This window comes from Blastococcus sp. SYSU DS0539 (assembly GCF_054050855.1).
On sequence record NZ_JBJHAF010000006.1, the window covers coordinates 36,189 to 60,062 of the forward strand.

At 70.5% G+C, this 23,874-nt stretch carries 19 protein-coding genes and 2 pseudogenes; 18 read left to right on the top strand and 3 right to left on the bottom strand.

Annotation, left to right across the window (positions count from 1 at the left end):
• Window positions 1-57: 57 nt before the first annotated feature.
• Window positions 58-891, top strand: a complete 834-nt coding sequence (locus tag ACI790_RS09340) for a glycosyltransferase family 2 protein (protein ID WP_456569506.1) — start codon at window positions 58-60, stop codon at window positions 889-891.
• Window positions 892-920: 29 nt separating this feature from the next.
• Here ACI790_RS09340 and ACI790_RS09345 read toward each other — a convergent pair whose 3' ends face one another.
• Both ACI790_RS09345 and ACI790_RS09350 read right to left on the bottom strand, forming a co-directional pair.
• Window positions 921-1,334 carry a hypothetical protein gene (locus ACI790_RS09345; protein ID WP_456569507.1) on the bottom strand — a complete coding sequence of 138 codons (414 nt, stop codon included), beginning with the start codon at window positions 1,332-1,334 and terminating at the stop codon, window positions 921-923.
• Window positions 1,335-1,348: 14 nt separating this feature from the next.
• A pseudogene (locus tag ACI790_RS09350) lies at window positions 1,349-2,071 on the bottom strand (TIGR02587 family membrane protein); the annotation flags it as partial.
• Between the two features lie 1,087 nt (window positions 2,072-3,158).
• On the opposite strand from ACI790_RS09350, the gene ACI790_RS09355 reads away from it, so the two are divergent.
• Genes ACI790_RS09355 through ACI790_RS09365 form a run of 3 tightly spaced genes read left to right on the top strand, consistent with a single transcriptional unit; the run spans window position 3,159 to window position 6,762 of the window.
• Window positions 3,159-5,618, top strand: coding sequence for a molybdopterin oxidoreductase family protein (locus ACI790_RS09355; protein WP_456569508.1), 2,460 nt, complete (start codon window positions 3,159-3,161; stop codon window positions 5,616-5,618).
• Complete coding sequence (locus tag ACI790_RS09360; RefSeq protein WP_456569509.1) at window positions 5,615-6,097, top strand: hypothetical protein; 483 nt, start codon at window positions 5,615-5,617, stop codon at window positions 6,095-6,097. The genes ACI790_RS09355 and ACI790_RS09360 overlap by 4 nt, the downstream gene beginning before the upstream one ends.
• Window positions 6,097-6,762, top strand: coding sequence for a hypothetical protein (locus ACI790_RS09365; protein WP_456569510.1), 666 nt, complete (start codon window positions 6,097-6,099; stop codon window positions 6,760-6,762). Before ACI790_RS09360 ends, ACI790_RS09365 begins: the two co-directional genes overlap by 1 nt.
• Window positions 6,763-7,462: 700 nt before the next feature.
• Here the strand turns inward: ACI790_RS09365 and ACI790_RS09370 are convergent.
• Window positions 7,463-7,831 carry an STAS domain-containing protein gene (locus ACI790_RS09370; protein ID WP_456569511.1) on the bottom strand — a complete coding sequence of 123 codons (369 nt, stop codon included), beginning with the start codon at window positions 7,829-7,831 and terminating at the stop codon, window positions 7,463-7,465.
• A 278-nt stretch (window positions 7,832-8,109) separates the two neighbouring features.
• Here ACI790_RS09370 and ACI790_RS09375 point away from each other — a divergent pair, with 278 nt between their 5' ends.
• The 14 genes and pseudogenes from ACI790_RS09375 to ACI790_RS09440 all read left to right on the top strand — a co-directional run bounded on the left by ACI790_RS09375 (window position 8,110) and on the right by ACI790_RS09440 (window position 23,874).
• Window positions 8,110-9,039: a DUF389 domain-containing protein gene (locus ACI790_RS09375; protein ID WP_456569512.1), complete on the top strand. Its 930-nt coding sequence runs from the start codon at window positions 8,110-8,112 to the stop codon at window positions 9,037-9,039.
• Between the two features lie 174 nt (window positions 9,040-9,213).
• A complete protein-coding gene (locus tag ACI790_RS09380; protein WP_456569513.1) occupies window positions 9,214-10,857 on the top strand; it encodes a RecQ family ATP-dependent DNA helicase in 1,644 nt (547 codons plus the stop codon).
• Window positions 10,858-11,369: 512 nt separating this feature from the next.
• Window positions 11,370-11,618: a response regulator transcription factor gene (locus tag ACI790_RS09385; RefSeq protein ID WP_456569514.1), complete on the top strand. Its 249-nt coding sequence runs from the start codon at window positions 11,370-11,372 to the stop codon at window positions 11,616-11,618.
• Window positions 11,619-11,771: 153 nt separating this feature from the next.
• A complete protein-coding gene (locus ACI790_RS09390) occupies window positions 11,772-12,122 on the top strand; it encodes a hypothetical protein (RefSeq protein ID WP_456569515.1) in 351 nt (116 codons plus the stop codon).
• 139 nt (window positions 12,123-12,261) lie between these two features.
• Entirely contained in the window at window positions 12,262-12,537 is a 276-nt protein-coding gene (locus ACI790_RS09395) for a type II toxin-antitoxin system Phd/YefM family antitoxin (RefSeq protein ID WP_456569516.1), read from the top strand.
• An 80-nt stretch (window positions 12,538-12,617) separates the two neighbouring features.
• Complete coding sequence (locus ACI790_RS09400) at window positions 12,618-12,809, top strand: type II toxin-antitoxin system RelE family toxin (protein WP_456569517.1); 192 nt, start codon at window positions 12,618-12,620, stop codon at window positions 12,807-12,809.
• Window positions 12,810-13,029: 220 nt separating this feature from the next.
• Window positions 13,030-13,161: pseudogene (locus ACI790_RS09405) on the top strand (IS3-like element ISPfr13 family transposase); the annotation flags it as partial.
• Window positions 13,162-13,651: 490 nt separating this feature from the next.
• On the top strand, window positions 13,652-14,923 hold the full coding sequence (locus ACI790_RS09410; RefSeq protein WP_456569518.1) for a glutaminase: 1,272 nt from the start codon (window positions 13,652-13,654) through the stop codon (window positions 14,921-14,923).
• Window positions 14,924-15,240: 317 nt separating this feature from the next.
• Window positions 15,241-16,557 carry a tannase/feruloyl esterase family alpha/beta hydrolase gene (locus ACI790_RS09415; protein ID WP_456569519.1) on the top strand — a complete coding sequence of 439 codons (1,317 nt, stop codon included), beginning with the start codon at window positions 15,241-15,243 and terminating at the stop codon, window positions 16,555-16,557.
• 407 nt (window positions 16,558-16,964) lie between these two features.
• The gene (locus ACI790_RS09420) at window positions 16,965-18,221 is read left to right on the top strand and encodes an acyl-CoA dehydrogenase family protein (protein WP_456569520.1); all 1,257 of its coding nucleotides are present in this window, start codon (window positions 16,965-16,967) and stop codon (window positions 18,219-18,221) included.
• Between the two features lie 607 nt (window positions 18,222-18,828).
• Window positions 18,829-20,358 (top strand): hypothetical protein, encoded by a 1,530-nt coding sequence (locus ACI790_RS09425; protein ID WP_456569521.1) that lies wholly within the window; start codon window positions 18,829-18,831, stop codon window positions 20,356-20,358.
• Window positions 20,359-20,506: 148 nt separating this feature from the next.
• Window positions 20,507-21,052, top strand: a complete 546-nt coding sequence (locus tag ACI790_RS09430; RefSeq protein ID WP_456569522.1) for a nitronate monooxygenase — start codon at window positions 20,507-20,509, stop codon at window positions 21,050-21,052.
• A 271-nt stretch (window positions 21,053-21,323) separates the two neighbouring features.
• Window positions 21,324-22,523 carry an NAD(P)/FAD-dependent oxidoreductase gene (locus ACI790_RS09435; RefSeq protein WP_456569523.1) on the top strand — a complete coding sequence of 400 codons (1,200 nt, stop codon included), beginning with the start codon at window positions 21,324-21,326 and terminating at the stop codon, window positions 22,521-22,523.
• 316 nt (window positions 22,524-22,839) lie between these two features.
• Window positions 22,840-23,874: an alpha/beta fold hydrolase gene (locus tag ACI790_RS09440; protein ID WP_456569524.1), complete on the top strand. Its 1,035-nt coding sequence runs from the start codon at window positions 22,840-22,842 to the stop codon at window positions 23,872-23,874.

Below are 23,874 nucleotides of genomic sequence, written 5' to 3' on the forward strand. Positions count from 1 at the left end.
ATCGCTCCCGTGACCTCGCCCCGAACGTCGGATCGGCCATCCCAAACCGGGGGCGAGGTGACGGTCGTCGTCATCACGCGGAATCGACGTGCCGATGTGCTGGCGACACTGTCACGTCACGAAGCGCCGGTGATCCTGGTGGACAACGCGTCGACCGACGGCACGGTCGAGGCGGTGAGGGCCGCGCACCCCGAGGTCTCCGTGCTGCCGCTGGATCGGAACGAGGGCGCTCGAGCACGAACCTTGGGCGCCGCACATGCCGACACGCCCTTCGTCGCATTCGCCGACGACGATTCCTGGTGGGCCCCCGGCGACCTGGCCCGCGCGGTCATGATCATGCGGGCGCACCCGCGGCTCGCCCTGCTGAACGCGCGCATCGCCGTCGGTCCGGAGGAGCGGCTCGACACCGTCTGCGACGAGATGTCGGCCAGCCCTCTCGGCACGCTGCCGGACCTGCCCGGGCCCTCCCTGCTCGGTTTCGTCGCCTGCGCAGCACTGGTCCGAACCGAGGCGTTCGAGGCTGTGGGTGGCTTCGACCCCGTCGTCCGGTTCCCCGGCGAGGAGGAGCGGGTCGCACTGGACCTGGCTGCCGCCGGCTGGGGCATGTCCTACGTCGACGAGGTCACCGTCCACCACCACCCCTCACCACGCCGCGAAGCGCCAGAGCGGAGGCAGGCGGGCATCTGGCGCAGCCGGTTGCTCACCGCACTCATGCGGCTCCCGGTGGCCGATGTCGCCCGACTGGCGCTCCGCGCTACGCGGGCCGGCCGGCCCGGGCAGGAAGGCCTGATCCGTGCGCTGCCGCGGGTCCCGGCTGCGCTGTTGCGCCGGCGACCACTCCCATCCAGCGTGCTCGCGGACCTGCGGCTGCTCCTCCGCGATGGCGCATAGCCACGGGCCCTGCAGCTTCGGCGACTGCTTCAGGCGACCTCGTAGCCCTCGGGACCGACCGTGAGCTCGCCATCGCGTGGGTCGTTCGAAAAGACGAGCACCGCCGCCCGTCGGCTCTCCGGCGGGACGTACGCGATCGTTGCCGAGGCTTGCTCGACCTGACGCCCGTCCCGGCTCAGCTGACCGCCGAGTTGCACGGTCTCTGCCGTGGTCCCGCCGTCGTTACGCACCCGGAGGTGCACCTCGTAGCCGGAACCTGCCTGCTCGACCGTGGTGATGTCGACGGCCAGCTCGGGGCCGCTCTCTCGGACGGCGACGGCCTGGTAGCCCAAGAAGGCGATCAGCAGCAGGACCAGCAGTCCACCCAGCCCGCCCATGGCGTACTCGGCCGCTGACGTGCCACCGGAGCCCTGGCCCTGGGAGTTCTCGTCGGATCCGGACACGGGGGTTCCTCTCATCACAGGATGAGCCGGGCCGCCGCGGCGCCCAGGCTCGCGGGGAGGGCCAGGACCACCGTCTCAGTGACCACCATCAGCAGCCCGGTGTCCTCGAAGCGGCCCAGCGTCCACAGGAGGTAGGCCGAGACGCAGTGCGCCAGCGCGTACCCGACGGTCGTGAAGGTGGCGAAGGCCTTGATCGGCCCTTCGTCCTCCTCCTGCCCGCCGAAGCCGACCCCGTAGACGAACGCGTGCATCAGCGCCAGGCTGATGGCGACGAGGACCAGCGTGTGCCAAGGGGGCATCTTCGCCGCGAGCAGCACGATCTCCTCCGTCGGGGCCAGGTTCGCGGCGAAGACCACCGCCCCGGCCACCATCAGGAACAGCTCGCGGCCGTACCCGGGCTTGCTCGGGGAGGCGCTGCTCTTCCCGAGTTGGGCGCGGGCGTAGGAGGCACCGACCGCGGCCGGCAGCAGTTCCAGTCCGAGGATCGAGGTCGCGTCGCGCCAGTCCCGCAGCCAGTCCAGCACGTCGAGGGCGGTGAGGATGACCGCAGCAGCGACGGCCGCAGCCAGGAAGGCCACCCCCGCGTCCACCAGGCCAGGGCGCCACCCGGACGCCCCGGAGCCTCCCAGGTGGCGGGCGAGGCCGATGACCAGCAGCACGGTCCCGACCGCGAGTGCGGCCAGGCGGTAGCGGTCGACAGCCAGACCCAGCCGCCACACCTCCATCGTCATGAGGACCGGCATGGCGAACAGCAGCGCCCCGCCGACGGCCCGGCCGAACCCCTTGATCAGTTGGCGCGCTTCGGTCTGCTGCGGCATCGCGCTCCAGTCACGTCAGGTCACGCACAGTCCGCACGGGTGAGGAAGTTGGTCGGTTTGACAAGTCCTCCGACCAGCGTCCAGACATCCCTGGCAGGAGCGAGACGCTACCGAGAGGTCCGGGATCCGGTCGGGGACGCCCGCCGGGCAGGTCGGAAGAGGGGCAGTCCCGCCCGATCAGCCGCTGCAGTCCTGACGGACCAGAGCGAGCGACCGGCGTCGCTCAATGGGGCGGGGACACAGAAGCGAGCCGGTGGGCCGAGAATCCACGGACGTCTGCCGCACAGCTCAGCGGGATTCGAGTGAGGGTCGGCGTCCGGCCAGGCCGACAGCCTGCCACCCGCGCAGCGGCCCGCCGACAGCTTCCGCGGCCCACTCGTGCAACCGATGAGTGAGCGGGCGTGACCGCCACTGCCCGAGATCGACCCGCTCGCTGCTGGTGAGGTCCTCGTCGAACTGGTCGTCCAGCACATGCGCGACGGCCGGGTCTGCCATCACGAGAGATACCCGCTCGTCCAGCCCATCGACCGAACATCGAGGTTGGCGGTCCCGCCCCTGGCAACAGCGCCGTCAACGGTGATGACGTTCGAGTGCATGAAGCTGGATTGGTACCGCCAGATCTCGATTCCCGCGGCCGGAACTCATCGTAGTCCCGCTCGCCAACAGTGCTCTCCGGCTCCGACCTGACGGCTCCGGCTCCGATGCGGCCTCGCCTGGGGCCTCCACATCGAGGGCGCAGTAGCGCCGAGATGGCGTCATGGAGCAGGTGCGGTTGCGCGGTCCAACCGGCCGACCAACTTCGATCGACCGGGGACGAGGTGCGTATGCGGGAGGGCGTTGGCCCGGGACGGACGGCGGGGGTGGATCGCGGGACGGCTGGCGCCGGGGCTGCCCCCGTCATCCCTGTGGGGCCCCTCCCACCGAGAAAGCCATGCTCCGCCCTGCGGGCCGCCCCAGGGACAGCAACACTCGGCAGGCATCCATCCCCGTATCCAGGAGGACTGCCGTGCCGAGGGTCGACCGCATTGCCGAACCGTGGGGCAGCCGCACCCCGTATGGCCCAGGGGAGATCTGGCCGACCCGCGTGGACTCGTACCTGGCCGACGGGCTCACAGAGGCAGACGTGGACCGCTGGGTGCAGTCGGCGACGATCCTGCACTCCAACGGCGACGGCCTCGACATCGCCGTCAAGGACGAGCGGATCGTGGGTGTTCGTGGCCGTAAGGTCGACCGCGTCAATCACGGCCGGCTCGGCCCCAAGGACCTCTTCGGCTGGCAGGCGAACAACTCCCCCGATCGGCTCACGAAGCCGCTGATCCGCAAGCGGGGCAAACTCGTCGAGACCGACTGGGACACCGCGATGAACGCGGTTGTCGGTCGCGCGAAGGAGCTGCTCGAGGAGAAGGGACCCAGCGCGATCAGCTTCTACACCACCGGGCAGCTGTTCCTCGAGGAGTACTACACCCTCGGGCTGATCGCCCACGGCGGCATCGGCACCAACCACGTCGACGGCAACACCCGCCTGTGCACCGCCACCGCCGCGGCAGCGCTGAAGGAAACCTTCGCCTGCGACGGCCAGCCGGGCAGCTACACCGACATCGATCACGCCGACGTCATCGCGCTCTACGGCCACAACATGGCCGAGACCCAGACCGTGCTCTGGAGCCGCGTCCTCGACCGGCTGGCCGGGCCGAACCCGCCGAAGGTCATCTGCGTCGACCCGCGGGAAACGCCGGTCGCCCGCGCGGCCACCGTGCACCTGGCGCCCCGGCCGGGCACCAACGTGATGCTGATGAACGCGCTGATCCACGAGCTCATCGCGAACGACTGGATCGACCGGGCGTACATCGAGGCGCACAGCGTCGGCTTCCCGGAGCTGGCGAAGCAAACCGCGAGCTACACGCCCGAGGTGGCGGCGGAGGTGTGCGACGTCCCCGCGGAGCAGATCCGGGAGGCCGCCCGCATCATCGGCACCGCGGAGCAGCTGATGTCGTCGGTGCTCCAAGGCTTCTACCAGGCCCACCAGGCCACCGCGGCGGCCGTGTGCGTCAACAACATCCACGTGATCCGGGGCATGCTCGGCAAGCCCGGCTGCGGCGTCCTGCAGATGAACGGCCAGCCCACGGCGCAGAACACCCGAGAGTGCGGTGCCGACGGCGACCTGCCGGCGTTCCGCAACTGGTCGAACGACGCGCACATCCAGGACCTGGCGAAGGTCTGGAACGTCGACCCGATGCAGATCCCGCACTACTCGCCGCCGACGCACATCATGCAGCAGCTGCGCTACATGGAAGAGGGCTCGATCCGCTTCCTCTACGTGACCGCCACCAACCCCGCGGTCTCCCTGCCGGAGCTGCGGCGGATCCGGGACATCCTCTCCCAGCAGCGCCTGTTCCTGGTCGTGCAGGACATCTTCCTGTCCGAGACCGCCCAGCTCGCCGACGTCGTGCTGCCCGCGGCGACGTGGGGCGAGAAGACCGGCACCTTCACCAACGTCGACCGCACCGTGCATCTGTCGGAGAAGGCGGTCGAGCCGCCCGGTGACGCCAAGTCGGACCTCGACATCCTCATCGACTTCGCCGCCCGAATGGGCCTGAAGGACAAGGACGGCGCCCCGCTGGTGAAGTGGTCGACGCCCGAGGAGGCGTTCGAGGGCTGGAAGGAGTGTTCCCGCGGCCGGCCCTGCGACTACACCGGCATGAGCTACGACAAGCTCCGCGGCGGCAGCGGCATCCAGTGGCCGTGCAACGACGAGCACCCCGACGGCACCGAGCACATCTACGTCGACGGGCAGTTCTGGGCCCAGCCCGACTACTGCGAGAGCTACGGCCGCGACATGGTGACCGGCGCACCCGTCGAGGAGACCGAGTACAAGGCGCTGAACCCGACCGGCAAGGCGGTGCTGAAGGCCGCGGAGTACGTGGCGCCCCACGAGGTCCCCGACCAGGAGTTCCCGTTCCAGCTCATCACCGGCCGCACGCTCTACCACTTCCACACCCGGACGAAGACCGGCCGGGCGCCGCAGCTCCAGGCGGCCGCGCCGGAAGTGTGGGTAGAGATGTCGGCGAGCGACGCCACCGACCGCGGTTGGACCGAGGGCGACGTCCTGGAGGTGACCACCCCCCGCGGCCGGATGCAGGGCCGGCTGCGTATCAGCGGCATCCGCCCGGGGGTCCTGTTCCTGCCGTTCCACTACGGCTACTGGGACACCAGGGACGGCTCCCACCCGAGGAAGAAGGAGGCCGGCCGGGCGGCCAACGAGCTCACCCTGACCGACTGGGACCCGGTGTCCAAGCAACCCATCTTCAAGACGGCGGCGGCCACGGTGCGACGGGTGTCGGCTGCGAAGGGGCGCCCGTCACTCGCGCCGACTACGACCGGGTCGGCGCCGGTCACCGGGTCGGTGCCACCGACCACCGGCGGGGACACCGCCCACGCCGAGGAGCTCGTGGAGGGACGGCGATGAAGCTCGACATGGCGATCGAGGAGCTGCACCGCTCCGAGAACCACCTGGTCACCGTGCTGACGTCCATGTCGGACAAGCACAAGACCGACCACGAGGTCTTCTACGTCACCCGCGACATGGCGAAGTGGTCACGGCAGCATGTGGCCGACCTCGCCCACATCGGAACGGACTTCGGCCTGAATCTGGACCCGGAGGCGTCCGAGGACCCCGGCCTCCTGGCGAGCATGAAGCAGCAGGCCGCGCAGCTCATGGGGCGACGGTCGGCACCGGGGCTGCTGCTGCTCGCCGACCTCCGGCACCTCTACCGGGAGGCCGCCGGCACCTCGGTGGACTGGGAACTCCTCGCCCAAGGCGCGCAGGGCGCCAAGGAGAAGGAGCTGCTCGACCTCGCCGAACGCTGCCACCCGGAGTCCCTGCGGATCACCCGCTGGGCGAACGCCTACCTCAAGGTCACGTCGCCGCAGGTGCTCGCCAGCTGATGACCGCGCCCCCCGCCGCCCGCGTCGTCCTCCGACCGCTGGCGACGCCGCTACCGCTCGGCTTCCTCGCCCTCGCCCTGGCGACGACGGCCTTCGCGGCCCTGCAGCTGGGCTGGATCCCACCCACGCAGGGCCGGGTGGTCGCCCTCACCGCGCTCGTCGCCACGGTGCCGCTGCAACTACTGGCCTCGGTGCTCGGCTTCCTCGCCCGGGACCCGGTCGCCGGCACGGGGATGGGGCTGCTCGCCGGCACCTGGGGCGTCGCCGGCTTCACGACCCTGACCTCCCCACCAGGGGCGACCAGCAAGGGCCTCGGCGTGGTCCTCGTGGTCGCCGGCCTCGCCATGGCCGTCCCGGCCGCGGTGGCGGCAGCGAGCAAGGTCGTACCCGCGGCCGTGATGGCGCTGGCCGGAACCCGGTTCATCGTGACGGGAATCTACGAGATCACCGAATCAGCAGCGTGGAAGACCGCGGCGGGGTGGGCGGGCCTCGCCCTGGCCGTCGGCGCCTTCTACACCGCGCTGGCCCTGGAGCTGGAGGGCGCGCGAGAGCGCACCGTGCTGCCGGTCGGCCGACGGGGCGCCGGCGCGGACGCCATGGCGGGACACGGACCCCTGGACCCGGCCCACCTCGTCAGCGAGGCCGGGGTCCGGCCTCAGCTCTGAAAGGGGCCCGGACCGCCAGAGCTTCCGCCGTCGGACAACTGTGCCCGCAGCTCCCGCAGCGCAGCCCTGTCCTACCGACGTCGACGACCAGCCGGGTCATGAGCGGCGCGTCAGGGAGCGGGCTGCTGGCCGATGCGCACGCAGCAGCGCCCATTCCGCAGTCGTTTCCCCCGCCAGCTCCGGACCGCCCTGGGTTGCGGGTGGGCTGCTGACCGTCCGACGTGGCCGACAGGACCCCTCTGGACCCCTCAGGAGGAGGGAACTGCCCGACGACGCCCGTATCGTCAGCATTTCGCCGGCCCGCCAGGCCCGGCCCCGGCCCCCTCGGGGTTCGCGCACCGTGCCCCCTACTGCTTCGCGCCATAGACAATGGCTTGCGCAATGTCGCGGAGTTGCGGTAGGACCGCTGCGACGCCCCGGACAGGATGGCCAAAGCCTCCGCGGCGTCACAGCGACGCTGCGCCATGAGACGGGCCACGGCGTCCAGTTCGGCGAGGAAAGCCTGTCCCGCTGTTCCAGTCACCCGGGCCCGGACGTCACCGGCTACATCCCGGGGTCCATCGCGATGACGGTCACCGCACGGGTGGCATGCTCGCGGTACGAGACCGACGACCTCGCCGTCCTGATGATCACCGTCCCGAGCTGACGCGCCGTCACCCCGTCACCCCGTCTCGCCGGTCCCGGCGTGCGCGACGCCGGGTCAGTTCGGGATGACGGCGCCCGCGCCCGGGTGGTGCGCGCTGCAGCCGAGTTGCAGCACCGCACGCTGCAGGGTGGGTGATGCGCCCCGGAGGGTGAGCTGCCGGTGGTGCCGGGTGGCCCGGCGGTACGAGACGGCGATGGCGCGTACACCGTGGTGGTCGCCCACCGTCACTCGGCTCAGGTCGAGGGTCCACTGCGTGCACGGGGTAAGTAGGAGTGCGGAGATGGCGTCGTGGAGCAGGTGCGCGGTTGCGTGGCCCAACCGTCCGACCAGCTCCAGGCGGCCGGTCACGAGGTCCAGGCGCGCGAGAAGCCGTGAGACGTCGTCGCAGTGGGGATCGGTCGGAGGAGCGGACGGCAGGGCCACTGCGGTCACCTCGAGAACGAGGAGGAGTCGCCGGTGGCGGAAGGGAACGACCGGCACCCGCACCGGTGCGGGCAGAGGCCGCGTTTTCGACCCGTTGAGACGCTAACCCGCCCGCGGCGCAGAAGCCACCGGCGCAGCCGTCGCCGCGTGGCCGGCCGGCAAGCTGCGGCACGCGGGCGGTGTGCTGCACGAGGCTCCCCGCAACGCCGTCCATACCTTTCGGGTACGTCGGTACGCAACGACGGTTGACGCCCTGGGATCCGGGAAGGGGCACGCGCATGCCGAGGACCGTGGAGATCACCCTTCCCCCCGATCTGGTCGACGCCGCGGTGGAGGAGTTGCGCGGTCTCGAGCCGCTGTCGCTGCGTGTGCTGCGTGGCGTGTCGCTGCAGCCGCCGGGCGACGTGATCAGCGTGGAGGTGACCAACCGCCGGCTCGCCGCGGTGATGCGCCTGGCCGACCGGTGCGGCGTCGGTCAGGAGTCCTCGGTCTCGCTGTCCACGAGCAGGCCGGCCAGCGTCATCTCCGCCGGCCGGCAGGACGACGTGCTCCGGGACATCACCAGCGGGACGGCCGAGGAGATCGAGCTCGAGATCGGCCGGGAGAGCACCATGACCGCCGGCAAGCTCGGCGTGATGGCCACCGCCGGCCTCCTGGCGGGGCTCGGCCTGGCCAGCGGCACCCTGCACCTGATCATCGGCGCCATGGTCATCGCACCGGGCTTCGAGCCGTTCAGCCGACTCGCCCTGGGGCTGATCGAGCGCAGCCGCGCCTGGCAGCGCGGCCTCGTCGACATCGCCAGGGGGTACGCCGCCCTGGCCGCCGGCGCCGCCCTCAGTGCCGCCGCCTGCGCCGCCTTCGGCGCCGGCGCGCTGGCGGCGGGGACCGGCAGCTACCTGCCGTCGTCGGCCCTGATCGACTACTTCTCCACCACGTCCTGGACCAGCTGGGCGGTGGCCGTGGTGGCCGGGCTGGGCGGAGCGCTCCTGCTGGTGATCAACCGCCGGGTCCTGACCGCCGGGGTCATGATCGCGCTCGGCCTCATCCCCGCCCTGACCCTGGCGGCCATGGCCCTGGTCGCCGGCGACGTCGAGCTGGCCCTGCGCAGCCTGGGCCGGTGGAGCGTGGACGCCACCGTGGTGACGGCGACGTCGGCGGCGGTCTTCTTCTGGCACCGCAGGCACGACGGCCGAGCCGCCACCGGTTGACCGGCACAGGGACTCGGTCGGGGGCTCCGGCAGTGACACCCGAGCAGGCCGGCGCACTGCCTCGATGAAAGTCTTGGCGACGAGGACAGATGGTCCACGGTCACCGATCGGGCACGAGGCCCCGGTTGACACCCCCCCGGTTGGGACGGCGCTCGGGTCGGGTACCCCCCAGCAGTGCCAGACATCAGGGACGCCCTGCAGCAGGTGGCCGCCGACACATTCGGCTGGCCGGAGCTGCACCCAGAACAGCTCGAGGCGATGGAGCAGGTGATGGCCGGCCGGGACGCCCTCGCCGTCCTGCCCACCGGCGCCGGGAAGTCCGCCATCTACCAGGTGCCCGCACTTCTGCTGGACGGCCCCACGTTGGTCGTGTCGCCGCTGCTGGCGCTCCAACGCGACCAGATGGAGGGCATCGACGACTCGGCCGCCCCCGAGGCCGTGGCGGTCAACTCGGCCCAGCGGGCCGGGGAGACCCGGCACGCCTGGGACGCCGTCCGGGAGGGCGACGCCGAGTACCTGTTCCTCTCCCCCGAGCAGCTGGCCAAGGACGACGTCCTCGACGAGCTCGCCGCGCTCGGCATCAGCCTTTTCGTCGTCGATGAGGCGCACTGCGTCTCGGCCTGGGGCCACGACTTCCGCCCCGACTACCTGCGTCTGGGGACAGCGATCGAGCGGCTCGGGCACCCGCCGGTCCTCGCCCTGACCGCGACCGCGGCGCTGCCGGTGCGCCAGGACATCGTGGAGCGGCTCGGCCTGCGCGACGCGGCCGAGGTGATCGCGAGCTTCGACCGGGCGAACCTGCGGCTGGCCGTGGAACGGGAGAGCGACGACCGGCGGAAACGGTCCGCCGTCGTCGTCCGGGTGAGCGCGCTGATGTCCGACCCGGCCACCCGTGGCGGGCTGGTCTACGTCGCCAGTCGCAAGGACGCCGAGTACTACGCCGACGAGCTCGCCCAGCTGGGCCACCGTGTCGCGGCCTACCACGCAGGCATGAAGGCGGCCGACCGCACCAAGGTGCACGAGCAGTTCCTCGACGGCGAGGTGGACGTGGTGGTGGCCACCTCCGCCTTCGGCATGGGCATCGACAAGCCGGACGTCCGCTTCGTCGTGCACGCCTCGGCACCGGAGTCGCTGGACTCCTACTACCAGCAGATCGGCCGCGCCGGACGCGACGGCGAGCCGGCGGAGATCGATCTCTTCTACCGGGCCGAGGACCTGCACCTGCAGACGTTCCTCACCGCCGGCCGTGCCCCGCAGGAGGCCCTCGAGGACGTCGCGGAGGCGCTCGAGGAGCATGACGAGCCGGTGGGCGCCCGTGAGCTCGCCGAGGAGGTGGACGTGTCCCCGGGCAAGCGCACCCGTGCGGTCAACCTCCTCGAGCAGGCGGGGGCGGTGGGCACCACCGAGGACGGCCGCCTGGAGCTCCTGGACCCGGACGTCTCCCCCGAGGAGGCGGTGCACGAGGCCGTCGAGGTCTCCGAGAACCACCAGCGGCTCATCCGCTCGCGGATCGAGATGATGCGCGGCTACGCCGAGACCACCGGCTGCCGGCGCCAGTTCCTCCTCGGCTACTTCGGCGAGCAGCTCCCCCACCCCTGCGGCAACTGCGACACCTGCGAGGCCGGGACCGCCCAGGAGCACGCGGTCGACGACGCCCCGTTCCCCGTCAACAGCGCCGTACGGCACGCCGAGTGGGGGCACGGTGTCGTCATGTCCGTCGAGCCCGACCGGCTCACCGTCTTGTTCGACCAGGAGGGCTACAAGACCCTCGCCACCGCCGCCGTGGAATCCCACCACCTACTCGAGGCGGCCGAGTGATGAGTGCTCTCAGGCCGGGCTACGAAGTCGCGGCCGGGACCGGTGCACACTTGAGACCTTCTTGGCCTCGACGCCGACGGAACCGGGCACGCTTTCATCAGCTCGGGACCAGTCCGGCGCCCCACACCCAGTCGCGGAGTTGCCGGCATAACGATCCCGGTGGTGTCCGACCGCCGCGCTACGTTCCGACAATGACCACAAAGCCGCGCACACCGCGCTCCTCCCCCGCTGGGGATGCCGCCCGTGGGACGGCTCCGACTTCCCGGTGTTCAAGTCCCCCCCCTCGGCTCGGACACCGAGTTGAACCCCCACGGTCTTCTGGCCGATGGGGGTTCTCCTGTCTCTGACGTCGGGACGTCAGCCGTAGTCACCCTTTCCCGCCGGGGACGCCTACCGCCAGGCCCGATGCGGCTGGACGGTCTCGCGGCCACCGCGGCACGCGTACGGACGCCGTCGCCCCACTACGGGCCGACGCCCGCGCTGGTCGGCTCGACGGTGGGGCCCTGGAGATCGTGCTGGGCGCGATCGGCCGAAGATCGAGACGGGTCTCCGGACCGGCGGGTCTGACTCCCCGCGAGACCCAGGTGCTCGTGCTGATCGCCACAGGAGCGTCCGCCAAGCAGGTTGCTCACATGCTCGGCATCGCACCCAAGACGGCAGCGACGCACATCGAGCGCATCTACGCCAAGATCGCCGTCACCAGCCGTGCTGCTGCGACGCGCTTCGCTATCCACCACGGCCTGATCGATCCCGTCTGCTGAAACTCGCTCCCGGGTTTGCGCATCCAGTCGTGCGGAGTCCGAGGTGGGTTGGTCGGGGCGGATCACGACCGTAGCCGTGTGCGTATGTAGCGAGTCGCCCCTCGGACACAGCAGAGAGCCCCCGCGGTCACCGACCGTGGGGGCTCTGTCGTCGTGAAGCGCTCCCCCGTTCCGATCGCCTCTGCCGCCGAGCTCGGCATCTGGTGGGCCGAAGTGCTCTCCGAGCCCAATTCACCCGAGCAGGCGTTGTCGTTGCTCTGGTTCGACTCCGCCGGCCACCGGCTCGGTCGCGTGCTCTCCATCTCAGGGGTGGCCCCGCGGCCCGACCGGAAGGTCACCGGCTTCGTGCGCCAGTTGCACGACACACTGGTCGGCGACTCCGGCGACCCGGCCCACCTCGCACTCGCGCTCTCCCGACGGGGCCGCCCCTCGGTTACGACGGCCGATCGCGAGTGGGTGAGCACACTGCAGGCGTCGCTCGACTCGGACGACGGATCGACCTGAAGTCCGCACGTGGCGACGAGCCGGTAGATCACAACTGTCGTCGCCCCGCCGGCCGGTCGCTTCGATCCCCACCGCGTCGCCCGGCGGGCTCCCGCAGCACTTCTTGACCGCGGTTCGTTGGATGTCCAGAATTGAGGTCATGACGACACAGTCACTGGCGGCAGTCAAGGCTCACTTCAGCCGGGTGATCGACGAGGTCGCGGGCACCCACGAACGAGTCACCGTCACCAAGAACGGCAGCCCGGTCGCCGTCATCCTGGCCGTGGAGGACTACGAGTCGCTGGTGGAGACGCTCGAGATCCTGTCGGACCCTCGGGCCCGGTCGGAGATCCGGCAGGCCGAGACCGAGATGGCCGCCGGGAAGGTCTACGACGAGTCGCAGGTGCGGGAGGCACTCGCGGCCCGCCGCCGGTGAGTGGTTCCAGGAGCTACACCGTCGTCCTCTCGGCCGCCGCCAAGCGAGCGATCGAACGGGACCTACCCGAACGGGTGGCCGTGGCGGTCGTCGATTTCCTGTACGGGCCGCTCGCCGCGGATCCCCACCGCGTCGGCAAACCGCTGCGCTTCGAACTCGACGGTTACTGGTCCGCGCGGCGAGGCCAGTACCGTGTCATCTACTCGATCCACGACGACGAGGTCCTCGTCCGGGTAGTGCGCATCTCCCACCGCGCCGACGCCTACGGTTGACCGGTCCATCCCCGGGGGTGGAGGCGTGTGCGTATGTAGCGTGTCGCCCCTCGGACACTGTCTGGTAGGCGGTTGCCCACCAGCATCGCTCACTCATGGGCCGCATCCGCACGCCGGATGCGGCCTTCGTTCGTCGGAGAGGTCCGAGCCCCGACGATCCGGGCGGCCGGGACCCCGCTCGCGGACCAGGCCGGTGTTGCAACGACGGGCTGAACCCAGGCAGTACTCGTCGCTGCGATTCACCGAGCATCTGGCCCTGGAAGGGATCGCCCCGTCGATCGGCTCGGTCGGTGACGCCTACGACAACGCGCTGATGGAGAGCGTGATCGGCCTGCTCGAGACCGAGTGCATCCGCGCTCCCGTCTTCCCGCCGGGCCCTACAAGACCGTCTCCGACGTGGAGTACGCCACCGCCGGCTAGGTCGACTTGTAGAACCACCGACGCCTGCACGGCACCCTGGGAATGATCATCCCGAACGAGGCCGAGCAGGCCCACTACGCTGCCCTCACCCTGCAGGAGCAGCACGTACGAGAGCGGCACGAAGGCCGGGGCGCTTCACTGGGGCGTCGGCTGCACCGATCGCAACACCTGCCAGCAAGCCGCGGCCGCCGGCCGAGTGCCTTAGGACATCCCGGGCAACCACTCACCCGCCTTCGCGCCGGTCATCCAGCCGACCCGCGACACCGGGACGCAGGCACTCGTCGTCGCAGCGCTGGCCTGCCTGGGCGGCTGACGCTGCACTGGCCACAGGCCCTGTCTCCGGTCACCCGCTCGCAGCGGAGCGTCACGTGAAATGGTTCTCATTGCGTCAGCGATGGGAGGCGGAATCAGTGAAATCACCGGTGCCCGACTATCTGACGGAGATCCTGGACGCCTGCGGCGACGACGCGGGCGCCCTGGCGGGCTACATCCCCGAGCTGGCGTCGGCCGACCCGGACCGGCTCGCCGTGTGCCTGTCGACGATCGACGGGATGCTCTACCGCGCCGGCGACAGCGACACTGAGTTTTCCATCCAGTCGATCTCGAAGCCGTTCGTCTACGCCCTGGCCCTGGCCGAGCACGGGCTGGACGACGTCCTGGAGCGGATCGGCGTGGAACCCAGCGGCGAGGCGTTCAACGAGCTGTCGTTGGAACGGGACTCGAGGCGGCCCCGGAATCCCATGATCAACGCCGGGGCGCTCACGGCGCACGCCTTGGTCGGCGACCCCGGGGACGACGTCGACACCCGAGTGGAGCGGGTCCGGCGACTGATGTCGGACTTCGCCGGCCGTGAACTGCACGTGGACCGGAAGATCTACGAGTCGGAGATGTCGCAGGCCTACCGCAATCTGGCCATCGCCAACATGCTCCGCAGCTACGGCGTGATCCCCCAGGATCCGCGGGACGTGGTCCGCGGATACACCCAGCAGTGCGCGATCTCGCTGACCACGAGCGATCTGGCGACCATGGCGGCCACGCTGGCCGCGGGTGGTGTGCAGCCGACCACCGGCAAGCAGGTCGTGCCGGTGAAGGTGGCCCGACAGGTGCTGAGCGTGATGATGAGCTGCGGCATGTACGACGCCGCCGGGGACTGGATGACCACGGTCGGGTTTCCGGCGAAGAGCGGCGTCTCCGGAGGCATCCTGGGGGCACTGCCCGGGCAGCTCGGGATGGCCATCTTTTCACCGAGGCTGGACTCCCACGGCAACAGCACGCGGGGGGTCCGGATCTGCACCCGCATGTCTGCCGACATGGGGCTGCACATCATGCAGGCCCCGGAGCCGGCGCGGTCGACGGTTCGACGGGACCGGACGCTCCGTGGGTCGGACGGCTCGCTCGCACGCGTGTGCAGCCTGCAGGGCTCGATGCAGTTCAGCAGCGTGGAACGGGTGCTGCGGACGGTGGTCGACGGCATTCCCGTCGCGGTGTTCGTCCTGGATCTTCGGCGGGTGTCGTCGGTGAACGACGTCGCTCGACGGATGCTCGCAGAGATGCTCCGCCGCCTGCAGCTGGACGGCGCCGAGGTGGCGCTGCTCGACCCGGACCACGTTCTACCCCTGTCCGAGCGGGCGGTCGTGCGGCTCCCGGAACGATGGAGCTCACTAGCGCCGCTGGAGGGCTACGAACGGGTCTGACCTCGCTGCGCCCGGACGTGCCCCGACCGGAAGCCGGGGGCCGGTTGCCAGACGGTCTTCTGGCCGCATCCTCGCCGCGGGCGATCCCGGCAGCCGGTGAGCCGCTGCGGGGTCCACCCGGGACGAGGCGGGGCACTTGCCCCCGGACGTGATCTGCGTCACCATCTCGGGACCCGTCCGGCATGGGAGTCCTGATGCGCCTGCGACGACGTACCGCCCTGTTCCTCACCTTCGGCACCGCGGCGGCACTCGCACTGCCGGCTGGACCGGCGGCCGCGCATCCAGGCGGCCACGGGCCCGGCGACGGTCCGAGGAGCGTGGAGTGCACCCCCGACGACACGGTGCACGTGCCGGGCGCTGAGCTCGCCGTCACGGCCTGCTTGCCGGACATCACCACCGCCGGGCTGCTCCAGGCACCCGCGGGCCAGTACACCGACCAGGCGGACTGGCTCTCTCTCCATGCGCCCGGCACGGCCAACCCCAGCGGTGTGCCGGGGCTGCAGGTCGACGGCTACTTCCCGGACACCTCGAGTTTCAACACCACCCACGGCTGGAACCACGACAGCCAGTTCGTGCTGCGCATCCCGCACGACTGGAAGGGCGGCCTGGTGGTGACCGGCGCGCCGGGCAACCGCAAGCAGTACGCCAACGACTTCCTGATCTCCGACTTCGTCCTCGCTCAGGGCTTCGCCTTCGCCTCCACGGACAAGGGCAACAACGGTCCCGACTTCTACCGGGACGGCGACCGGCCTGGCGACGCCGTGGCCGAGTGGCACGAGCGCGTGACCCAGCTCGCGATCGCTGCGCAGGGCGCGCTGCGCGAGCGCTTCGGCCACACGCCCGAGCGGACGTACATGGCCGGCATCAGCAACGGCGGCTACCTGGTGCGCTGGCAGCTGGAGAACCGCCCGAAGCTCTACGACGGCGGTGTCGACTGGGAGGGGACCCTGTTCACGCCGGACGGGCCCAACCTGTTCACCTACCTGCCCACGGCCGTGCGCTTCGTCCTGGGCCAAGCCGACGCGGAGGACATGTACGCCGCCGGCTTCGCCCGCGGGTCCGAGGCGCTGTGGCCGTACCACCAGCAGGTGTACTGGGGTCTGACGCAGAAGATCTACCGGGCCGAGTTCGACCCGGCGTACGACCCGGACTGCCCGGGGGCGACGGCGGGCACGACGCTGCCCGAGATCCTGGCGCCGTGCGCGAGTGACGCGGCCTACGACGCGTGGTTCGCCGACCCGGAGTCAGAGGCGGTGCACGACGCACTGGCTCGGATCAGCCTGACCGGCAAGATCAAGAAGCCGCTGCTGACCCTGCACGGGACGCTGGACACCCTGCTGCCGATCGGCACCGACAGCGACGTCTACGCCCAGATGGTCGCCGACGAGCACCGAAGCAAGCTGCACCGCTACTACCGGATAGAGGGCGGCAACCACGTCGACAGCCTGGTGGGGCTGGACCCGGACACCCTGCGCCCGATGCTGCCCTGCTTCCGGACCGCCTTCGACGCCCTCACCGCCTGGGTCGAGGACCGCCAGCAGCCGCCGGCGAGCACGACCGTGCCGCGCCCGGCCGGCAACGGCGCCGCCGACCCGGAGCTGTTGAACACCTGCTCGCTGAGCTCCGGTAGCTGACCCAGGTCTACCTGTCAGGCGCCGCGCCGGTGGCGCACGAGTCCGGGCACGACACCGTCACGTGACGGCGCCCCTGCTTCCGCCACGTGACCGCACCTCACCTCATCGGGCATGCACCGAGGGGCAGCCAGAGACCGGCTCAGGAGTCGGCCGAGGCGAGCGGCCCCCGGGTGTCCCACTCCCCCGTCCTCTCGCTCGGCGCCCCGCCGCCGCGGCGCCGGGTCCGAGCCGGTTCGAGCGGCTGACCGCCCGCTATGCCAGGCTCCAGTCCCCGTCCTCCCCCGGGACCATGTCGTTGCTGCGCTTCTCGCCGCGCTCCCGGTGGGGACCCCCTTGCCGCCGCACCGACCAGCTGAGAGGAACACCTGATGCAGACCGCTGAGCCAACGGATCTGTTCGACCTACGCATGAGCGAGGAAGCCCGGCCGCTCTACGACCGCGTCGTCCGGTTCCTCCAGGACGTGGTCGCGCCGATGCAGGAGGAGTACTTCCGGCTGGGCGAGGGACGCACCGACCCGTGGACGTACGCGCCGGGTCAGCTCGAGGCGCTCGACGCGGCCAAGACCAAGGCCAAGGAAGCCGGTCTGTGGAACTTCTTCCTCCCCGACTCCGAGGTCGGCGGCCTGACCAACCTCGACTACGCCTACATCGCCGTCGAGCTCGGCAAGTACCCGCTCGGCTCCGAGACGCTCAACTGCTCGGCCCCCGACACCGGCAACATGGAGGTGCTCGAACGCGTCGGGACGCCCGAGCAGAAGGCCCGGTGGCTCGAGCCGCTCCTCAACGGCGAGATCCGTTCCGCCTACGCCATGACCGAGCCCGACGTCGCCAGCTCGGACGCCAAGAACGTCCGGCTCGAGGCAGTGCGTGACGGCGACGAGTACGTCCTCAACGGCGAGAAGTACTACATCTCCGGCGCCGGCGACCCCCGCTGCAAGATCATGATCGTCATGTGCCAGACGGACCCGACCGCGCCGGCGCACGCGCAGCAGTCGCAGATCCTCGTGCCGATGGACACGCCCGGCGTCGAGGTGCTCGGCCCGATGCGCGTGTTCGGCCGCGACGACGCCCCCCACGGCCACATGCACATCCGGTTCACCGACGTGCGCGTGCCCGCCTCCAACATGCTGCTCGGCGAAGGCCGTGGCTTCGAGATCAGCCAGGTGCGCCTGGGCCCCGGGCGCATCCACCACTGCATGCGTGCCATCGGCCAGGGCGAGAAGGCCCTCGAACTGATGATCCGCCGGGGCAAGTTCCGGGAGGCGTTCGGCAAGCCCATCCTGAACCTCGGCAAGAACATGGAGACGGTGTCGCGGGCGCGGATCGAGCTCGATGCCTGCCGGCTGATGGTGCTGAAGGCCGCCAAGGCGATGGACGTGCTCGGCAACTCCGAGGCTCGCGTCTACGTCTCGGCGGTGAAGGCGATGGTGCCGGAGAAGGTGTGCCAGATCATCGACCAGGCCATCCAGATCCACGGCGCCACCGGGGTGTCGCAGTGGACGCCGCTGGCCGACATGTACACCAGCCAACGCACCCTCCGCCTGGCCGACGGACCCGACGAGGTGCACCACTTCGTCGTCGCCCGCCACGAGGCCGGTCGCTACGCCGAATCGGCCCCCGGTCGCTCCGAGTCCCGCGGTCAGGGCGTCTTCGCCGGCCCCTGAGCGAGCGACGCCCGCGAGCGGAGCGCGCCGGACGGGTCGGCAGACGCATCCGATGCGTCGTCCCCCGAGCCCACCAGCAAAGGGTCCGGTCACCGTGGTGACCGGGCCCTTTGTGCTCACCGTGGTCGCGGTCGCCCTCGGTGGTCCCGAACCGGCAACCGTGGAGGCGCCCCGACGTCATCGGCGTCTCCCGGGCGCAAGGGGGAGCGAGCGACAGCGACGACCACCTGAGCGACGACGCCCACGCCGCCACCCACGCCCGCTCCCCTGCTCCCGCCCGGCTCGGCGGCCGGGCCCATTCCACTGGACCAGGCGGCGCCCGCCGACGGCGGACCGGGATGGTGTCGCGGGAGGACCTGCCGGCGCGGAGGGGCACGTGGACCACCGGGAGGCAACCCCCCTGCTCTCATGTGCCACAGGCGTACTCCCAGTCACACGGGCCGCACCTCACGCTACGTACATGGTTACCGTCGCCAAAGTTACGAATCGGTTCTTGGCATGTCCGGAGGCTCCTGTGCGTCGTGTCCCGTCCACCCATCGCTCTGCGCGGGACACCGAGACGCTCTCCCGGGGTGGTCGTCACTCCAGACGGGCAACCGGCCCCCGAATGCGGTCGGTCATCGCCCTGGGCGCCGCGGCGACGGTCACGGCGCTCGGCCTGTGGCTGCCGACGACGACCGGAGGCGGCGAGCCGGGCTCGCCACAGCTGTCGTCCGCAGACGACTCGCGCCAACTCCCCTCCGGCGGCCGGGAGGTGACCTCGGGGGCAGCTCGGCTGGAACCGGGCCACGCATCGAGGCGCGATCGCTCCGGAGGGGAGACATCGCAGCGTCGGCTCGGTCCCAACGGCTATGCGGCGACCACCCCAGCCCCTCCTGGGGCCACCGCCTCCGCCGGCCCGGGCACGTCGACGAGCACGCCGGTCGCCGGCACCTCCCGCACCGGCACGTCCGCCGCGGGCAGCTCCCGCACCGAGACCTCCCCCGCCGGCACGTCCGCCGCGGGCAGCCCCCGCACCGGCACGTCTCCCGCTGGCAGCTCCCCCACCGGCACGCGTTCCGCCGGCACGTCCACGGCAGGCGCCGGCACGTCCGCCGCCGGCGCGTCGCCCGCCGGCTCACTCCGACCGCCGGCGGACATCGCGACCGACTGCTCCGCAGACGTGACTGCGCCCCTGACCCAGTGGGTCAACTCGCTCCCGGATCATTCGGCGGTCCTGTTCCCGCAGAACGGCTGCTACCTCGTGAACGGCTCCATCACCGTCACGCGGAAGACAGGGCTCACCATCGACGGGAACGGCTCCACGTTCAAGGCGACTCGCCCGGTCCCGTCTCCCGAGGAGAACCGGGCCCAATGGCACTTCGACTACGGCGCCGATCTCACCGTCAAGAACATGACCCTCGTCGGGATCCATCCCACCACCCAGCCGTACGACGGGGCATACGAGTACGACCACAACCTGTTCATCCGCGGCACCAAGGGCGTGACCGTGGATCGGATCGCCGCGAAGAACGCGTACGGCGACAACGTGGCGATCGCCCAGGGCCGGGACTGGACGACGATCCCGAGCGACATCACGATCTCGAATTCCGTCTTCGATGGCGCCGGTCGGATGGGGGTGTCGTGCGTGGCCTGCCAGAACGTCACGGTGGACCGCAACCAGATCTCCAATACGGCCATCTTCTCGTTCGACCTCGAGATCGAAGGTGACAACTGGCCCGGGAAGAACGTGCGCTTCACCAACAACGTGATCAGCGGAACTCTCGGGGGCGCGATGTTCTCGATCGGCGCGCCCGTGAACTGGAGCGGGGTCGACGTCTCGGACATCTACATCGCCGGCAACAAGATGACGACGTTCGCCAACGCATCGTTCGACTGCCTTCCTGCAATCAGCTTGGGATACTCGAAGTCGCACGTCAACGGCATCACCATCGAGAACAATGAGTTGAACTCCATCTCCGACGGCGTCCTCGTCAAGGATGCATCCGACGTCGTCGTGAGGAACAATGTCTTGAACTACAGGAGCGGGTGTGGCGGTACGGCGGGCGTGCATTTCGTCTCCGTGTCCGGCGGCCAGGCTTCCGGTAACACGACCTCCGGGTTCCCGACGCCTTTCAGGGAGGACAACGGCAGGTAGGACCGAGACCTGTCTGTCGGCTGCGGAAGGTCCCGGGACCGGCGCTTTCGCCCGGAAGCACAGGACCGTGGGGACGGACCCACTTGACCCACGCGCGCCGCGGCGCGACCGTGCTCGCACGCCACTGTGTCCGCGAGGGGGCGCCGTCGTGCAGACTCGATTCACGGCACTGGTCGGCTGTTCGGTCCCCATCCAGCAGCCGCCCATGGGAACGGTGTCGTCGCCAGACCTAGCGGTCGCGGTCGCGGATGCCGCAGGTGTCGGCACCGTCTCCGCGCTAGGCGTACCCGCCGAGACCTTCGTCCGCCGGTTGGACGCCATGCGTCGCCGAACGAGCCGCGTGCTGTCAGCCAACGTCCTCCTCGAGGACACCGACGCAGAGGTCATCGTCGCCGCCGCGGAACGGGTACGGGTGGTCGACTTCCCTTGGTTCGCCCCCTCGCCGCGGCTGGCGGATCTCGTTCACCGGGCGGGGGCGCTGGGCAGCTGGCAAGTCGGATTCGTGGACGAGGCACGCGCGGCGGCGGATGCCGGCTGCGACCTGGTCACCGCACAGGGCCGGGAAGCCGGGGGCCACGTCCGGGGAGACCGGTCGCTCCTGCCCCTGCTTCAGGAGGTTCTCGACGTGGCGGCAGACGTGAGCGGCGACCTGGTGGTCGCCCTCCGCTCCGGCCGCGTGCCCGCACGCCAATGAACGCGCACCGCCGCCGGGACCGAGGCAGGGCAGCGACCCGTCCTGTCGGCCCCCGCTGTGCTGCCGCCCCGCCAGACGACGGGGCTTCTCGGACGCGTGTGCGCAACGGGCACCGTGCCGTTGCGGTGACCGGCGGCTGCCTAGCCTCCCTGATCCCCGCCGGCGCCCTGACCGCCGTCCACCGGCCCGCTGCTGCACGGTCGGCAGTCGAACGGCATTCCCCGCGCGCGGAGCGAGGGGACGTGACTGGACCGCGGAAGGACAGCTAGTCATGCCAGAGACATCCGACGTCCTCGTTGTCGGGGGCAGCATCAGCGGCTGCGCAGCGGCGGTCCTCCTCGCCCGGCAGGGTCTCCGGGTCACGGTGCTCGAGCAGCACCGCAATCCAGACCACTACAAGCGCGCGTGCACGCACTACATCCAGCCCAGCGCCACGGCCATCTTCGAGAGGCTCGGACTCGTGCCGGAGCTGGAGGCAGCAGGTGCGGTCCCGAACAGCATCGACCTCTGGACCCGGTACGGATGGATCCGACCGCCCGACGAAGGGGTCCACGGTTACAGCATCCGACGCAGCGTCCTGGACCCCATTCTCCGGAAGGCGGCCGCTGGGACGCCGGGAGTCGAGCTCCGGCTCGGTGTCAAGGCGACGCAGCTCATCCGGGAGGGAGGTCGCGTACGGGGTGTCCGGGGCATGGACCACACCGGCGCAGAGCAGGAGTTCAGCAGCCACGTCGTGGTGGGTGCGGACGGGCGGCACTCCCCCGTGGCTTCGTGGGCCGGGGTGCCGGTGAAGGAGAAGAGGCACGGGCGTTTCATCTACTTCGCCTCGTTCGAGGACCTCGGTCTCACCCGCGCCTCACGATCCCTGATGTGGTTCACGGACCCCGACGTCGCATACGTCTTTCCCAATGACGGCGGGATCACCGTCCTCGCCGTCATGCTGACGACGGACAAGCTGGCCGATTTCCGCCGGGACATCGACGGCAGCTTCCGCCGCTTCTTCGCGCACCTTCCGGATGCACCCGATCTGGACCAGGCTCGGCGGGTGTCCGACTACGTCGGTGTTCCGCACTACCCGGACGTGAGCAGGAAAGCGGGAACACCAGGCCTCGCCCTGGTCGGTGACGCTGCCCTCACGACCGACTACCTGTGGGGGGTCGGTTGCGGTTGGGCGCTCGAATCCGCTGCGTGGCTCGCGGACGAGATGGGTCCGGTCCTGAGCCGACCAGCTCCCGGAACCGTGGACGTCGACCGCGCGCTCCAGCGATACGCCCGCAGGCACCACCATGCATTGGCCGCGCACCACTTCTTCATCGCCGATCTCGCGGGCGGACGGGTGCTGAATCCCCTCGAGCGCCTGATGTTCGCCGCCGCCGCGCACGACGAACAGCTGGCGTCGAGCCTGGCCCACTACGGGGGAAGGCTGGTGACGCCCTGGGCAGTTCCTGAGCCCCGCCAATATCGCCCGTAGCCTGCGTGTGCAGATCGGCGCCTCCAGGACGACACGAGCCAGCACCGGCGCCATCCGATAGGGACACGTAGGACCACTCCGGCCCGCCGACGCGCCGCCACGTCGCCGTCACGAGCCGCGCCTCGGAGCACCGGTTGCCGCCTGGGTGTCGTGGCGGGGTTCGGCGGCCAGAACCTCGCTCGGCACCGATTCGCGTGTGCGCTGGTCCGGTCGCTTGGCCGGCCTAGAACTGGACGCGGAATGAGGTGCAGAGCGGTTGCGGGGACGGCGATCCCGCGTGGAGGCTGCTGGTACGTCCACGTGAGAGGGGTGCGCCGTGCCGGCACCGACCGATGCCCAGCTGTTCGACCTCGGAGACCTGCACCTGCAGAGCGGCGCGACCCTGCGGGGGGCGCAACTGGCCTACACGACCTACGGCACGCTCAACGAGGACAAGTCGAACGTCATCGTCCATCCCACCTGGTTCAGTGCCTGGCACGACGCCAACGAGTGGTCGATCGGCCCGGGGCGGGCCTGTGATCCCGACAAGTACTTCATCGTCGTCCCGAACCAGCTCAACAACGGCCTGTCCACGTCACCGAGCAACACCCCACCGCCGTTCGACGGACCGCACTTCCCCGCGGTCACCTTCCACGACCAGATCGAGGCGCAGCACCGGCTGCTCACGCAGAAGTGGGGCATCGAGTCCGTCGAGCTCGTCCTGGGCTCGTCGATGGGAGCAGGTCAGACCTACCAGTGGGCGGTCAGCCACCCGGAGATGGTCAAGCGCGCTGCACCGATCGTCGGGTCGAGCCGGACGAGCGAGCACAATCAGGTCTTCCTGAAGAGCCTGCGCGCCGCGCTCAGCCTCGATCCCGCGTTCCGGGGCGGCAACTACTCCCCCGACGCGCTGCCCACCGAGGGGCTGCGCGCCTTCGCCCGCATCTACGCCGGGTGGGGGCTCTCGCAGGCCTTCTACTGGAATCGGGAGTACCGGGCAATGGGCTACTCCTCGCTCGAGGACTTCCTCGTCGGCTTCTGGGAGGGCTTCTGGCTCGACGACCGGGACCCGAACAACCTGCTGGCCATGCTGTGGACCTGGGAGAACGGCGATGTCGGACGGACGCCGGGGTTCGACGGCGACACCGAAGCCGCCCTGCGCTCCATCCGGTGCCCGGTGGTGGCCATGCCCGCCCGCACGGATCTCTACTTCCCGCCCGAGGACGAGCAGTGGGCCGCCCGGTTCATCCCGCAGGGCGAGGTCCGCGTCATCGACACCACGTGGGGTCACTTCGGCGGCCTGGGCCTCAACCCCGCCGACAACGACTTCATCGACGAGCAGCTGCGGGAGCTGCTCGGCCGGCCGGTGTGA

What these genes read in the sequence shown, in the direction of transcription:
- ACI790_RS09365 (WP_456569510.1), top strand. Translation starts at nt 6,097, where the DNA reads ATGACCGCGCCCCCCGCCGCCCGCGTCGTCCTCCGACCGCTGGCGACG.
- ACI790_RS09425 (WP_456569521.1), top strand. Translation starts at nt 18,829, where the DNA reads ATGCGGTCGGTCATCGCCCTGGGCGCCGCGGCGACGGTCACGGCGCTC.
- ACI790_RS09360 (WP_456569509.1), top strand. Translation starts at nt 5,615, where the DNA reads ATGAAGCTCGACATGGCGATCGAGGAGCTGCACCGCTCCGAGAACCAC.
- ACI790_RS09420 (WP_456569520.1), top strand. Translation starts at nt 16,965, where the DNA reads ATGAGCGAGGAAGCCCGGCCGCTCTACGACCGCGTCGTCCGGTTCCTC.
- ACI790_RS09395 (WP_456569516.1), top strand. Translation starts at nt 12,262, where the DNA reads ATGACGACACAGTCACTGGCGGCAGTCAAGGCTCACTTCAGCCGGGTG.
- ACI790_RS09435 (WP_456569523.1), top strand. Translation starts at nt 21,324, where the DNA reads ATGCCAGAGACATCCGACGTCCTCGTTGTCGGGGGCAGCATCAGCGGC.
- ACI790_RS09375 (WP_456569512.1), top strand. Translation starts at nt 8,110, where the DNA reads ATGCCGAGGACCGTGGAGATCACCCTTCCCCCCGATCTGGTCGACGCC.